This window comes from Bacillus sp. MC1252, assembly GCF_056838025.1.
The window spans coordinates 1975466-1989420 of sequence record NZ_CM166369.1; the positions used below are offsets into that span (position 1 = coordinate 1975466).

15 protein-coding genes and 1 other RNA gene are annotated in these 13955 nt (G+C 41.7%); 5 read left to right on the top strand and 11 right to left on the bottom strand.

What is annotated here, in order from left to right; all coding sequences use genetic code 11:
* Positions 1–100 precede the first annotated feature (100 nt).
* The 6 genes from rnpB to ACYH0L_RS09930 form a co-directional block, all read right to left on the bottom strand.
* Positions 101–484: RNase P RNA component class B (gene rnpB, locus ACYH0L_RS09905), an RNA gene on the bottom strand.
* Positions 485–544: 60 nt separating this feature from the next.
* On the bottom strand, positions 545–850 hold the full coding sequence (gene gpsB / locus ACYH0L_RS09910) for a cell division regulator GpsB (protein ID WP_012010336.1): 306 nt from the start codon (positions 848–850) through the stop codon (positions 545–547).
* 75 nt (positions 851–925) lie between these two features.
* Positions 926–1468, bottom strand: a complete 543-nt coding sequence (locus ACYH0L_RS09915; RefSeq protein ID WP_268254706.1) for an SLOG family protein — start codon at positions 1466–1468, stop codon at positions 926–928.
* A gap of 49 nt (positions 1469–1517) precedes the next feature.
* Positions 1518–1751 carry a spore coat protein CotD gene (gene cotD, locus ACYH0L_RS09920; RefSeq protein ID WP_099728457.1) on the bottom strand — a complete coding sequence of 78 codons (234 nt, stop codon included), beginning with the start codon at positions 1749–1751 and terminating at the stop codon, positions 1518–1520.
* A 315-nt stretch (positions 1752–2066) separates the two neighbouring features.
* Complete coding sequence (locus ACYH0L_RS09925; RefSeq protein ID WP_249705756.1) at positions 2067–3311, bottom strand: ribonuclease H-like domain-containing protein; 1245 nt, start codon at positions 3309–3311, stop codon at positions 2067–2069.
* A 24-nt stretch (positions 3312–3335) separates the two neighbouring features.
* Positions 3336–5582 (bottom strand): DEAD/DEAH box helicase, encoded by a 2247-nt coding sequence (locus ACYH0L_RS09930; protein WP_482354000.1) that lies wholly within the window; start codon positions 5580–5582, stop codon positions 3336–3338.
* A 160-nt stretch (positions 5583–5742) separates the two neighbouring features.
* Here ACYH0L_RS09930 and ACYH0L_RS09935 point away from each other — a divergent pair, with 160 nt between their 5' ends.
* Complete coding sequence (locus ACYH0L_RS09935; protein ID WP_230030542.1) at positions 5743–6861, top strand: NADH-dependent flavin oxidoreductase; 1119 nt, start codon at positions 5743–5745, stop codon at positions 6859–6861.
* 54 nt (positions 6862–6915) lie between these two features.
* On the opposite strand, the gene ACYH0L_RS09940 is transcribed toward ACYH0L_RS09935, so the two are convergent.
* Complete coding sequence (locus tag ACYH0L_RS09940; protein ID WP_099728453.1) at positions 6916–7422, bottom strand: PTS sugar transporter subunit IIA; 507 nt, start codon at positions 7420–7422, stop codon at positions 6916–6918.
* 168 nt (positions 7423–7590) lie between these two features.
* On the opposite strand from ACYH0L_RS09940, the gene ACYH0L_RS09945 reads away from it, so the two are divergent.
* Positions 7591–8010, top strand: coding sequence for an Hsp20/alpha crystallin family protein (locus ACYH0L_RS09945; protein ID WP_099728452.1), 420 nt, complete (start codon positions 7591–7593; stop codon positions 8008–8010).
* A gap of 19 nt (positions 8011–8029) precedes the next feature.
* Here the strand turns inward: ACYH0L_RS09945 and ACYH0L_RS09950 are convergent, their stop codons facing one another.
* The 3 genes from ACYH0L_RS09950 to ACYH0L_RS09960 all read right to left on the bottom strand — a co-directional run bounded on the left by ACYH0L_RS09950 (position 8030) and on the right by ACYH0L_RS09960 (position 9250).
* Entirely contained in the window at positions 8030–8479 is a 450-nt protein-coding gene (locus ACYH0L_RS09950) for a YppG family protein (protein WP_099728451.1), read from the bottom strand.
* 105 nt (positions 8480–8584) lie between these two features.
* Positions 8585–8965, bottom strand: coding sequence for a YppE family protein (locus ACYH0L_RS09955; protein WP_230030313.1), 381 nt, complete (start codon positions 8963–8965; stop codon positions 8585–8587).
* Positions 8966–9013: 48 nt separating this feature from the next.
* Positions 9014–9250, bottom strand: coding sequence for a DUF5446 family protein (locus ACYH0L_RS09960; protein ID WP_099728449.1), 237 nt, complete (start codon positions 9248–9250; stop codon positions 9014–9016).
* Positions 9251–9443: 193 nt separating this feature from the next.
* Between ACYH0L_RS09960 and sspM the strand changes: the two genes are divergently transcribed.
* Positions 9444–9548 (top strand): acid-soluble spore protein SspM, encoded by a 105-nt coding sequence (gene sspM, locus ACYH0L_RS09965; RefSeq protein ID WP_099728448.1) that lies wholly within the window; start codon positions 9444–9446, stop codon positions 9546–9548.
* Positions 9549–9570: 22 nt separating this feature from the next.
* Here the strand turns inward: sspM and ACYH0L_RS09970 are convergent, their stop codons facing one another.
* Complete coding sequence (locus ACYH0L_RS09970; RefSeq protein WP_230030315.1) at positions 9571–10527, bottom strand: DUF2515 domain-containing protein; 957 nt, start codon at positions 10525–10527, stop codon at positions 9571–9573.
* 46 nt (positions 10528–10573) lie between these two features.
* On the opposite strand from ACYH0L_RS09970, the gene recU reads away from it, so the two are divergent.
* Both recU and ACYH0L_RS09980 read left to right on the top strand, forming a co-directional pair.
* A complete protein-coding gene (gene recU / locus ACYH0L_RS09975) occupies positions 10574–11209 on the top strand; it encodes a Holliday junction resolvase RecU (RefSeq protein WP_099728446.1) in 636 nt (211 codons plus the stop codon).
* Between the two features lie 19 nt (positions 11210–11228).
* Positions 11229–13922, top strand: coding sequence for a PBP1A family penicillin-binding protein (locus ACYH0L_RS09980; RefSeq protein WP_482354001.1), 2694 nt, complete (start codon positions 11229–11231; stop codon positions 13920–13922).
* Positions 13923–13955 lie beyond the last annotated feature (33 nt).

A 13955-nucleotide genomic window follows, 5' to 3' on the forward strand; every position in this document is an offset into this window, starting at 1 on the left:
ACCTGTTTTCTCGTCCTTTTATTTATTCAAGATAAAAGCTCTCCATATGTAGAAATAGGAGAGCTTTGTTTTCATCATGTTTAAAATAACGGATATAACGTTCTGTAAGCCATGTTTTGTTCCATCGTACTGCAAACGGCAAATGCCTCGTACTCAGGTGGTAATCATCTATCTACAGAATTCTCTGTCCTTCTCTCCGTTTGGTTCCTTTGAGAAAGTTCCCCTACCAAGTTTGGGTTTCTCGCTCGAGGGGTTTACCGCGTTCCACTCTCACCATTTCTAGTGAGACTTCGTCACTGTGGCACTTTCAAGGATACTTTGCCATATCCTAAAAGGACGTAGGCATTTTTCCTGCCGTCAGCCTTTCCCAGGCTGCCCTGGCTTATTTTTTCGCCAGGCACGAACACTACGGGCATCTCAGCACCGTGCGAGCATGGACTTTCCTCTGCAATGCCTAAAAGCATTACAGCGATTACCCGAACGTTAATCAATAAGCGTTATTATAAACGATAATGTCATCTGACACAAGCTTTTTCGGCATGACTCAATCATAAAGTTTGCTGCCAAAAACGTGTTTCTCAAGATTAGATAGTCTTTTTAAAATATCAAAGTTCGTTGTATTGGACTGTGCAGGCTGTCTTTTCCCTTGTTCAACTGCTTCTTCAAGCTGTTTTGACAAGTGAAGGTTTTCTTGTTGAAGCTTTTCGATTTCTTGGTTGAATGTCTCATAGTCTTTAATGACCATATCTAAAAATTTATCGACTTCTTCTTGTTTATACCCTCTGACACCTGTTTTAAATTCTTTTTCTAAAATTTCTTTCGCAGAAAGCTTTACTTTATCAGCAAGCATCTTTTTCACCTCATATCGTGAATTCATAGTATATTTTTTCAGAAATACGTGACGTTGTCAAATTTTCTCTTGCTTTTAGTCAAAAAACGGATCTTCCGCCTCAACCTGTGCTCTTAGATCATCCATTGTGATATACATAATTGGGTAATCGGTATAGGTTTCAGCTTCTCTGATCATATACTTTGGAGAGCCCTCATGCTCGGGATCATAGAGGACGAGAAGACCATCTGTTTTTTCAATAAAAAAGCGGTTCTTTTGTTTAAATTGTGCCGGACTTTCATACGGTCTATGCGTGACACTTTCTACAAAATCTGCTTGTGCAAGAATGCCTTCATACAACTCTTTATTTTGTTCATTCCAGCGCTCTTCTTGTTCATAAAATGGCGTAATGACAGCAAGTTTTAAAGCTGGATACTCCTCTTGAAGCTCTAACACCACTTCGGCTGTCCAGATTTCAGCACCTAGCTGACCCGATATGAGAACCCATTCCAGCCCCCCTTCGATAAGGGCTGTCAGCCTTTTTTGAAGCTCCGCTTTTATGTATTGAAGTGCAGGCTCGTCTTGTTTGAATATCCCAAGTTCGAATGGCTTGTACCCTGTGACAGCAATAATTTTCATTTTTTCACCTGCTTTTAAAAAAAGGGACTTATAAAAGTCCCATTTCACGTTATCTGTTACAGCAAGGTCCACCGCAGTTAAAGTGTTGATGTGTTGCCGGGTCCACCTGAGAAAACGTATGCGGGAAGTAGTGAACATGTTGGAAGTTTTGATGGTGAACATTCGTCACATGCTGCGGATGGATGTGCGGCACAATTGTTGTTGAATCGCTGTGTGTACAGCAATGATTCGTCGGATGAACAATTGGCTGTGTAACATTTGGCTTGCAATGATGATGGTACATGTAGCATTCCCCTCTCCTTGAATTTCTTACATTAACAATGTATGAATGAAGAGGTGTACATGTACTAATGCATTAACCTATTTTAAAAGTTTGCAAGAAAAACATCTTTATAATTCGAAAACACAAAAGCGACCAAAATGACAACAAGAAAAAACAAGTAAAAAAGACCCTTATACATGCTCTACGCTCCTCATTCAATATCTAACGTTATTTTACAGGATTCGTGACTTTTCTACAATAAAAGTGCTAAACAATTTTTATTTTCGGCCGATAGCCGAACGTTGTCATTTCTTGCGCTTTCCCAGGCAATAATTTTCATTGCCCAGCTTTCCTTAAGAGCCGCTTTTTTCGCTTTTCAAGTTCTTTCATGTCGCGTTCACTTAAAGACGGGAGAGATAATAATGATTGAGTGATCGAAAGAGCTGACGTCGCATTTTTTTGACGATGCTCTTCATACTTCGCAAGCTCTATGCCCGCTTTTAATGCTAAATGGACATCGTTTGATTCAAATAGATCTTTCCATATACGGATAGCTTCATCCCACTGGTTTAATCGTTTGTATTGTAAGGAGAGATCATAAGCCGCTTTTTTCGCATGCTCAAACTCAGCATCCGTTAATTCTCGCAAATGCTTCGTTGCTTCCTGTACATCACGATGAGCAAGATGCCATTTAGCAAGTGCGTATTTCTCATCGTTTTCCTTCACCGCATCCACAGATAATATTTTTTTGGATAGATGAATGTAGAGGCTGATTAACGATAAGACGTCTAGTTCATTATGAGTCAAGATCCCTTCAATCAACTTCGGATTTTGTTCCTTTAGAAAATGAAAATAGATCATCGGTGCCAAGAACCCTGGCGTGTCACCCTCTCGATGGACGTGCAGCTCTTCCTTTTCTACAACAGAAAGAGCCATCCGTTCATATTTGTGCTTCCACAATCGTCTAGATCCGTGCAGAAGATCAAAATGGCCAAATTCCGGAAGTGCAGGTATTTGATCGCGTAATAACGTATGTCTCGTTTTCACTTGCGGCCAATCGAATGATTTTCCATTATATGTAACAAGGGATTCTACGTCCACTTCATTAAGAAAGCTTTTGTACAGCGCTGCTTCATTTCCTGGATTGGTGAGCAGATGCTGTTTCACCACCACTTTGTCTGTAAAAACCCGCGCATGTCCTAGCAAAAAGATCATATTTCCCGTCCCGCCAGATAAACCTGTTGTTTCTGTATCAAAGAAAAACAGCTCGTGCGGCTTGTATCCTTTTGCAGAAAGAGAATGCTGGATCTCACTTTCGTTCCAAGCATCGACGATCTTCGGCAGTTCTGCAAACGAATACAGTCCATGCTGATCACCTAATTGATAGGTGACTTCTCGAATCAGACAGAAAGAGTCCTCAAAGTAGTAAGGAGCTGCACCCAATTGCTCCCACTCTTTTAAAAATGGGATATTTTCTGCTGTCACAGGTTGAGTTTGTTCTTCTTTTGTTTCCTGCCGCTTTTCTGTCTGATTGTGCGAAAGGTGCTTTTTCATTCTGTTTAATTTCCCTTTTAAAGACATGAGAAGGTGTCTCCCTCCTTTTCCTTAAAATACCGACATCAATTCAACGATGCTGCTTTTTCCGCTCACCTCTTTCATTTCCATGCCAATACAGGATGGACAGCCATTCTCACAGCGGCAGCGCTCAATCAGCTGAATGGCCGCACGGGCAATTTCATCAAAACGAGCTTGAACTTCCTTGCTTAAGCCGATTCCGCCAGGATAATGGTCATATAAAAAGACAGTCGGCTTTCCGGTATGAGCTGCTTTAATTTGAGGAACGACATGAATATCTGAACGGTCACACATCACAAAAGCGGGTACAATATGCTGAAGAACATTGGCGATGCCAAGCAGCAGCTGCTCAAGTGTTTTCTCTTCGAATCGACGTTCTGCTTCATGTAATTCAAACCAAGCGGCACTCGTATGAATTTCTTCTTCAGGTAAGTGAATCGGACCGGATCCTATATTTTCACCAGACGATAACCGGATTTTTTTAAAAATCGTCGGCATTGCGTTTACGGTCACATCACCGTAGTGAACAGATACCGCTTCCTTTTCCGTTGTCTGATCAATTTCAAGCACCTTCAATTGAACAGCTAAATTCGCATCTGTATAGTATTCTACATCTACCTGTTTCACATAAGCCTTCAGGTGCTCGTAATCTAGCTTTTCCACTTGATACTGAACGCCTTCATGTAAATAAATCGCTTCATCATGAAGTAACGTCATCGCACTGAATCGATCCATCTCACCAATAATCCGAACATTCGCTACATCTGATTGATCCACAATGACCACATTTTCCTGGCTTGCAGACCGCAGGCTGATGCCATGCGCTGGAAACGATTGATCTGACCAATAATACCGGTTCCCGCTAAAATGAAGAACCCCCTCTTCATGTAAGTATTGCAAGATTTCTTCTACATCCATGCCGCCAAACTGTTCATCCTCTCGAAACGGGAGCTCGTAGGAAGCACATTTGAGATGGTCGACTAAAATAATGAGGTTTTCAGGATTGATTCTGGCTGCTTCAGGCGGTCTGTTAAAGAAATATTCAGGGTGTCTGACGATATATTGGTCAAGGGGTGATGAGCTAGCCACCATGATAATGAGTGCTTCCTCGTGACGCCTTCCAGCACGGCCTGCCTGCTGCCACGTACTTGCTACACTACCAGGATACCCCGTCATGATACATACCTTTAACTGGCCAATATCAACCCCTAATTCTAGTGCGTTCGTGCTGACGACGCCTAGTATATCTCCATCTCTTAACCCCTTTTCAATCACGCGCCGCTCTTTTGGCAAATAGCCCCCGCGATAACCACGAATCGATTTCGGACCAATCTCTTTTTTCACTAGCTCTTGAATATGACTTAAAATCACTTCCACTCTCACTCTGCTTCTAGCAAAGACGATCGTTTGGATTTTTTCTTTTAAGAATGTTTTAGCCAGTTGATTGACAACAGTGGCCGCACTTTGTCTAATGTTTAATGGTTTATTGACGACTGGCGGGTTGTAAAACACAAAATTCTTTTTACCGCTAGGCGCTCCGTTTCGTTCAATGAGGTGCACTTTGCTCCCGGTCAGCTGCTCTGCAAGCTCTTTCGGATTCGCAATCGTTGCGGATGTACAAATAAAGATCGGATCACTTCCGTAAAATGCACAAATTCGCTTCAACCTGCGAATCACATTGGCGACATGACTGCCAAACACGCCTCGATATGTATGAAGCTCATCAATCACAATATACTTCAAATTCTCAAACAAACTGACCCATTTCGTATGGTGAGGCAAAATGGCTGAATGCAGCATATCCGGATTTGTGATGACAATATGTCCTGCCTGCCTGACGCGCTGGCGAACAGCTGGGGAGGTGTCCCCGTCATATGTTTCACTATGAATCGGAATATCCATCTCGTGGATGATTTCGTTTAATTCACTTTTTTGATCCTGCGCGAGCGCTTTTGTTGGGAATAAATAAAGAGAGCGATTGGTCTGGTCTTCTGCGATCGACTGAAGAACAGGCAGATTGTAGCAAAGCGTTTTACCTGAAGCTGTTGGTGTGACAGTGACCACATGCTCCGCGTCCATCACACGTTCAAAGGCTTCCTTTTGATGAATATATAGTTCTTTCACGCCTCGTTTCTCAAGCGCCTTTTTCAGCCTGTCGTTCACTCTTTCAGGAACCGGAGAGGTCTGTGCAGGCTTCGCTTCAATTTCATGCCAATGTTCTACCTGTTCGTCTTTCTTTAATTCTTCTATGAGTTCGTTCATTGTTTTCTTTTTCATATCGCATCACCTCTCATTCATAGTGTACCGAATATTTGTTTGCATGACTAGGCGGCAATTTTTTGATGCGCCGGTCGTGAGCAAATATTTTGATGTGTTGTAACAGTATCTATTACACTTCTATAGTGAAATGATTTTATCAAGGAAGAAGATGATGAGATTGAAAAACGAATTTAAGCCTTTATTTGAACCATTTACATTTCCAGGAGGTGCCTCTATTGACGGCCGGTTGGTCGTTGCTCCAATGACACACTTCGGTTCTCACGAGGATGGCACCATCTCAAAGGAAGAAATTGATTTCATTACAGCTAGATCAAGTGAAATGGGCATGGTCATCACAGCATGTGCGAACGTTACTCCAGATGGAAAGGCCTTTGAAGGACAGCCTTCTATCGCAAGAGATGAAGATATACCTGGTCTGAAAAAACTAGCTTCTGCGATCCAGGCAAAAGGAACAAAAGCCATCATTCAAATTCATCACGGCGGCTCTCAGGCCCTTCCTCATTTAGTTCCAAACGGTGATGTGGTTGCGCCTAGCGATGTGTTCAAAGATGGAAAACAAATTGCACGCGCTTTAAAAGAAGAGGAAATGACTCATATTATCGACTCATTTAAAGAAGCGACAAGACGAGCGATTCAAGCAGGGTTTGACGGCGTGGAAATCCACGGAGCAAACGGGTATTTATTACAGCAATTCTACTCCCCGCATAGCAATCAGCGTACAGATCAATGGGGAGGAAGTGAAGAAAAACGTCTAGCATTCCCTATCGCCGTTGTGGATGCAGTCCAAGAGGCGATCAAGGAGCACGTGACAAAACCATTTATCTTTGGATATCGACTATCCCCTGAAGAACCAGAAACACCTGGTTTAACAATGACAGAGACATTCACGTTAGTTGATGTTCTCAAAACAAAAAAACTCGATTATTTGCATATCTCTTTAATGGAGATTGACTCTAAAGCAAGACGAGGCGCAGATTCTAACAAGACACGTATGGAGCTATTAAAAGAGCGCTGCGGTGATACCCTTCCACTAATCGGTGTTGGCAGCGTCATTACAGCCGACGATGCATTGAGTGCCTACAATCAAGGGATTCCGCTGATCGCTGTCGCACGAGAGCTAATCGTTGATCCTGATTGGGCAAAGAAAATTAAAGAAGGACGAGAAAGCGAGATTGAAACCGTCATTAAACGCAGCCAAAAAGACAAGTACCTGATTCCAGAGGGATTGTGGTCTGTCATGGAAGCGAGTCAAGGCTGGGTCCCGATGGAGGATTAATTTCATCAAAAAAACTACCCTATCATGTGAGGGTAGTTTTTTTGTGCTGCATGATTATTTCACTTTAACCGTAAAGAGCTTAGAGGTCTGTTTTTCCACAGATCCCTTTGGTTCTTTATCAAGTCGTTCGATCAGATCACCATTCATGATCACAATGGGTGTCACTGTGCTTGCTGCTTTCTCTTCAATGAGTTCTAAATCACATGTAATGAGAGGATCACCGGTCTTCACTTTATCCCCTTCTTTTATGTGCGCTTCAAAACCTTCACCATTTAACCCAACTGTTTCAAGTCCGATATGAATCAGAAGCTCAAGCCCTGAGAGTGTTCGAATTCCAATTGCATGTTTTGTATGGAAGAGCTGAATGATTTCACCCTCTACTGGTGACACAATGGTGCCACTTTTTGGTTTGACTGCTACGCCGTCTCCCATCATCTTTTGTGAAAAGACTGGATCTGGTACATCAGTCATATCCATTAACTCTCCATCAGCTGGAGAATAAATGACTTCCTCCTTTACATCATCTTGGTTTTTTCCGAAACCGAATAATTTTTTCAGCAATGTCAATTTGCTCCCTTCAAGCTTTGCTCCTAGATCTATTCAGCGTATGAAACTTTACGCTCATACACCTTGCTTCATTCAACACTATTTAATCATAATTTTTTCCGCTCATCAATTGATAACCGCCTGAGCCCTTTTTGCATAGGCTGTAGATGAGAGGTGATTTAAATGAAACAAGAAGACGAAAAAAAACATGAATTGTTGGCAAACGAGGAAATTCTGCATGAAGCAATTGAACAATTTTTTGCATCCTCCCCGTTTCACGAAATTTTAAATAGTGCGGAGGCGCTCATGACCACATCCCATTCACTTGCATCGATTACAACCGATGTGACAGAAGATGATCAATTTGTGTATATTGAGATCCAATTTCCAGACCATTTTGTCGAAGGTGATATTGCGCTAGAAGTCAAAGCCCAATATTTACACTTATCGGTACAGGAGAAAATCAAAACGGACACGACTTCCTCCTTTTCTAGCTTTACCAAAACCATTTTAATGCCTGCAAAAATAGATGAAACAAACATGAAGAGTGTGTGGAAAGATCAATCACTTCGCGTGACCGCACCAAAGCAAACAACCCAATAGATGCTTCTATTGGGTTTTGCTATGCTTTAAAAATGCTTGTAAATCCTTTCGCCAATGACCCCACTTGATTCATCGTACTCATCATTTGCCCAGCTGTATCAAACAATTTGTTAAAGTCGTATTGCCCATTCGTCTTTTTGAACTGTGACAGCACACTTTTAAATTGAGATGATTGCTGTTTTTGCGGTCTTGGCAAAGGATAAGGATTCATAGGCTGCTGCATGGGCATCATGCCTGACTGCTGCATTTGCGGCTGATTGATTGCTTCTGGCTGCTGAAAAGGCTGGAAATTCTCTTGGTATCCATAAGGCGGTTGATAGGCAGCAGATGGCGCCTGGCTCATTCCAGCTTGATATGGAGGCATGAAATATTCTGGAGGCTGCGGAGGCTGCTGCATGTCTGAATACGGTAAAGGACCTTGCTGGAATTGATTGAATTCATATGGCTGCTGGTTTGAATAAGGGAACATATATCTCGCTCCTCGCTCTCAAAACATATTGATGTCACTCATATATTATGATCAAAAACAGAAGGTGTGCCTAAAGCAGCCATAAGAAAAACGCAGGATATTTCATCAGCTGCGCTTTTTGATTTCTTCTATTAGAAGGTTCATTGTGTAAATCACCGACTCAACTAAATTTTTCACACGGGGTGCGTGCTGTTTGCCAAAATAAGATTGCAAGACAACCTCTTTTCCATTTTCTTGTACGGCTTCAAGCTGTTCTTGATGTAAGTATCTAGGTTTGGCCTGATGAATAAACGAGATGGCAGCGGTGAGCCACTCTTCCATTTGCTTGTCAAATTTGACAACGGCCGGCTGAATGTCCTTGTAAAAATCATATGATGGATATTCCTCTTCAGCCTTTCCCTTTTGGTACTGCTCATATGCTTCTTCGATCCATATTCTCAGCTCTTGTGTATGTTCAAGTAATGTTTGATTATCCAAAGTGTTCACCTCTATGAACATCCTATCAAACGTTTCCTTATTGCTCAAATATGAAAGCTACCCAGCGTGATATGCCGGTCTTGCCATCAGTTTATACTCTGCTTCATGAATCTTACATTCACAATCCTTCACTTCTGATTCAAGCCGGTCAATGATTTGTTCTTGCTCCTCTTTGACTGCGTATGTTGTTTGCTGGACAGCATGAGACAGCTCAGCTTCCACTGCATCAATTTTTCGCTCGATTTCCTCTAACAACTGCATAATGGATTCTTTTGATACAAATTCGCTCATCATCAGATTCCTCCTTTATCGTCTCTCGTTACATTCTCTTTTCTTTCACACCCTCCTTCACACATGACAAAACTAGAAGCAAATCGCCAATCTAAGTGAAGATGAGCGCTATTTCTTCATTTTCGACATGTGCTTGTCCTTCTTTGTATGATTGCGTCCGATTCTGTAAATTCTAAGGACAAAGGAGGTAGATTTCATGAAAAAGCAGCCAGCACCAAAAGAGCAAAAGCCGAAAGAGAAAGAAAACAGTACAGATCAGCTTGATAAAAAGCTCGGCGGCCCTAATCGTCCATCCACGTAAAAAAGCAGGTACCCCCTGCTTTTTATTTATGCAGAAAATAGTGCTCTAATGAGAAAAGAAAGCGAAGCTGCCTTTTTTTATGGAAATACCAGTCGGTCAGCTCGATTTGTTTTGGTAACGGTTCTGCATCGAATAAGGCTGGATTCAATTTCCTTTGAAACCAATCTTCCCGTTGATCGTCTAATGAATGTGTCATCACCGGATAAACCGTTCGAAGAAAAGGTGTTGACCTTCTAGCGATCCCTAAAAACGGTTCAAAATCAAACCGAGACCCCGTATGAGGAACGGTATGCAAAAAATGATAAAAATCCGAAAATAAGTCGGCTCGAAATAATAGTTTCGCTAGTTTTTTTCCTAATGTAATGCGCTCCTTTACATGGGAAAACTTTCGTATAGTTAACCCGTACAAATGCCCGTCCACCGTTGGAAAAACGACGGTTTGAAAATGTCCCCACTCGCTGAAAAGATATTGAATCGAGTGAAAAACATTCTTTTTCAGAAGAGGATTTTGTATAATAGGAGATTGTATAGTATATTGTTCATTTATGATGAGTGCATAAAGCAGGCGCTCTGTGTCACGCTTTAGCCAAAAACGTTCCCACTCAGCGCTCATAAAACGAGACACGCAAAAATATGGAAGCAGATGAAATAAAGGTTTGCTGCAACGCTTTGACCATTCATACAAGAGAAGCTGCGGGTAAGCATCTGAAAAGATCAGCCAATTCGCTCTTTCATATGCTGTGAAAAATAGGTGTCCCTGCTGATCAGTTAAACCTGGATGAAAGAGCTCGCCCTTTAAATCCGTCATGGACCAACCAGCATTTCTCGATACAAAGGAAGCAAGCAGTGACCATTTCATTTCTGGATGGCGGTCATAAAAGCGCTTGTAAGCATTTGTCCTCGTCAGGTTGTCCTTATTTTTCGCTTTCGTTTCTCGTAAAATATGTTGAGTAATGATGTACTCTTCTTGTGACAACATGGTGATCTCTCCAATACAAAATGCATTAAAAGGAGGCTGAAACTTGATGATTCGGTATCCAAACGGAAAATCGTATCAGCCCATTCAACAAATTGGGACAAAAAAAAGAATCAGCGGCGAATCCTCTTATAGTAATCGCGGGATGACGCTTGAAGCTGATTTAAATGAAACCAACCAGTACTATTTGGTCAACGGGATCGCAGTCATTCATAAAAAGCCTACCCCAGTTCAAATTGTAAATGTGGATTATCCGAAAAGAAGCGCTGCTGTCATCAAAGAAGCTTACTTTAAACAATCATCCACAACAGACTATAACGGGGTGTATAAAGGGCGCTATATCGACTTTGAAGCAAAAGAAACCAAAAGCACAACCTCGTTTCCGCTCAAAAATTTTCATGAGCACCAAATTGAGCATATGAAACAGGTTGAAAAGCAAGGCGGTATTTGTTTTGTTATTATATCCGCATTTGGCTCCGTTTATTATTTGTCCGCTTCTGACCTCTTCTTCTTTTGGGAGCGCCAGAAGCAAAAAGGCCGTAAATCCATTAGCAAAGAGGAATTATTGGAAGCTGGCCACTTAATGACACTTGGATATTCGCCAAGAATTGATTATATTAAAGTAGTGGAGACACTTCATTTTTCGGATGAAAGTGAGCAATATTTACGTTCGAAAAAGGTTTAACACGAAAGGTTGAGATGTGATGTCTGATCAATTTACAAGTCGTGAACAGCGACGTAAAGCAAGTCAAGAAAACAATAAGAAGCAAAAGAACAAAAAAGGCAAAAAGAAAGCAGGTCTATTTAAAAAAATATTTTTATCTTTACTCGTGATCGGTCTTCTTTGTTTAGTTGCCGGAATCACAACTTTTGCCGTTTTTGCATCAAGCGCTCCTTCTATTGATGATAGTAAGCTCAAAACACCGTATTCTTCAAAGCTTTATGATAAAGACAAAAAAGTGTTTGCAGAAGTCGGTGCAGAAAAAAGAACGTATGTCTCGATTAAAGATATACCCGATGTGGTAAAAGAAGCGTTTATTGCGACTGAAGATGCACGTTTTTATAAACACCACGGGATTGATCCAATCCGTATTGGCGGTGCACTTGTCGCAAACGTCGAGGACGGTTTTGGTGCTGAGGGTGGAAGTACGATTACACAGCAGGTTGTGAAAAACACCCTTCTTAACAACCAAAAGACATTAAAGCGTAAAGTACAGGAAGTATGGCTCTCAATTCAGCTTGAGCAAAAATACTCTAAAGATGAAATTTTAGAAATGTATCTAAACCGAATTTTCTTCACGCCTCAGGCTTATGGCGTTGGAAAAGCGGCTGAACAATTTTTCGGTGTCACAGATTTAAATAAACTAACCGTTGCACAGGCTGCCACACTTGCAGGTATGCCGCAGAGTCCTTCTGCCTATAACCCAGTCAAACATCCTGAGGCAGCGGAGAAACGACGTAATATCGTTTTAAGCCTCATGAAAAAACAAGGCTACATTACAGAGAAAGACTATGACGTTGCAAAAGCAACACCTGTCAGCAAAACCGTCGTCTCAGCTGATAAATATAAAAGCCAAAACTCAAGTAAGTACTCTGCTTATATTGAAGAAGTCATGGAAGAAGTACAGAAAAAAGCCAAAGTTGATGTATCAACAGATGGATTAAAAATCTATACATCACTTGATCGAAAAGCACAGGATCACCTAGATGATATTATCAATGGAGATGCTGCTGGATTTACGAAAGGCATGCAGGCGGGTGTCACCCTGCTTGATACGAAAAATGGTGAAATTCGTGCTATTGGCGGTGGACGTGATGTACCAGCCGGCGGATTTAACTATGCGACTGATGCAAAACGCCAGCCAGGATCTACAATCAAACCAATCTTAGATTACGGTCCTGTCATTGAAAACAAAAAATGGTCAACATATCAGCAAATTGATGATGCACCGTATACGTACTCAAACGGTACACCGATTAATAACTTTGACAGAAGACATTTAGGGAAAATGTCGATGAGAAGTGCTTTGGCACAATCACGAAACATCCCTGCCCTAAAAGCATTCCAAGAAGCAGGCACAGACAATGCCGTTCAATTCGCCAATAACTTAGGCATGGACTTACCGTCTGATATTCCAGAGTCCTACTCAATCGGTGGATTTGACGAAGGGGTCTCCTCCCTGAAGATGGCTGGAGCATTTAGTGCATTCGGTAATAACGGATACTATAACGAACCGCATGCTGTCACGTCTGTTGAGTTTAATGATGGAACAAAGCTTGACCTTACGCCAGATTCTAAAGCGGCAATGAGTGATTACACAGCATTTATGATCACTGATATGCTGAAAACAGCTGTACAATCTGGAACAGGTACACTTGCACAAGTACCGAACGTTCAAGTAGCTGGTAAAACAGGTACAACCAACTTTACACAAGATGATATGAATAAATACAATATCCCTTCTGGCGGTGCGAAAGATTCGTGGTTTGTCGGTTATACGCCGCAATACACAGCAGCTGTTTGGACCGGAATCGGTAACTCAAAGGATGCGGATGGCAAAATGTGGCTCACAAATTACGAGCAGCGCGTTGCCAAAATCATCTTCCAGCGATTAATTTCTCAAATTGATGATGGAAGCGGCTCATTTGAAAAACCAGACAGCGTCGTTGAAGCGACCATTGAAAAAGGATCAGATCCAGCAAAATTAGCCGGACCAAATACACCAAGTGACAAGAAGACAACAGAATACTTCGTGAAAGGGACTGTTCCAACAAAAGTTTCTGACACATTTGAGAAAAAAGAAGCCGATAAGCCATCTGACTTAAAAGCGGTGTATGATGAAGAGAAAAAATCCATCACACTGACTTGGGGCTATGATGACGACGCAGATGCCACATTTAATGTGAAGCAGGCTGTCGATGACGGCGGCTATAAAGAAATTCAAAACAGTTCTGCTAAAGAAGCGGTCATCTCTGATGTGAAGCCTGGCTCCACATATAAGTTCCAAGTGACAGCGACTGTAGAGGATGTCACAAGTAAAGCGGCTTCTACCTTCCTCACCATTAAAGATGACGAAGATGAGGAAGAAAAAGCGGATGATGAGAACAAAGAAGAAGAGCCGCAGCAGCCTGATGATGAACAGACAGATCAGACTGACGATAACAAAAATCAAAACCCAGGCACTGATGAGCAGAAGCCAGATGATAAAAAGGATCAAGATCAAGGTGGAAATACGGAAAACGGCAATGACAATTCCGATAATGGCTCAGACAGTACAAATGGGAACAGCAACTCACAGAGTGATGCCAATAAAGATAAAAAGAAAGATGACGAGAAAACCAATTCTCAAAGCTCAAATGCCCAGTCAAATTCTACTTCTCGAAAAGAAGGCGAATAACGAAAAAGCACTTGCCATATGAGGCAAGTGCTT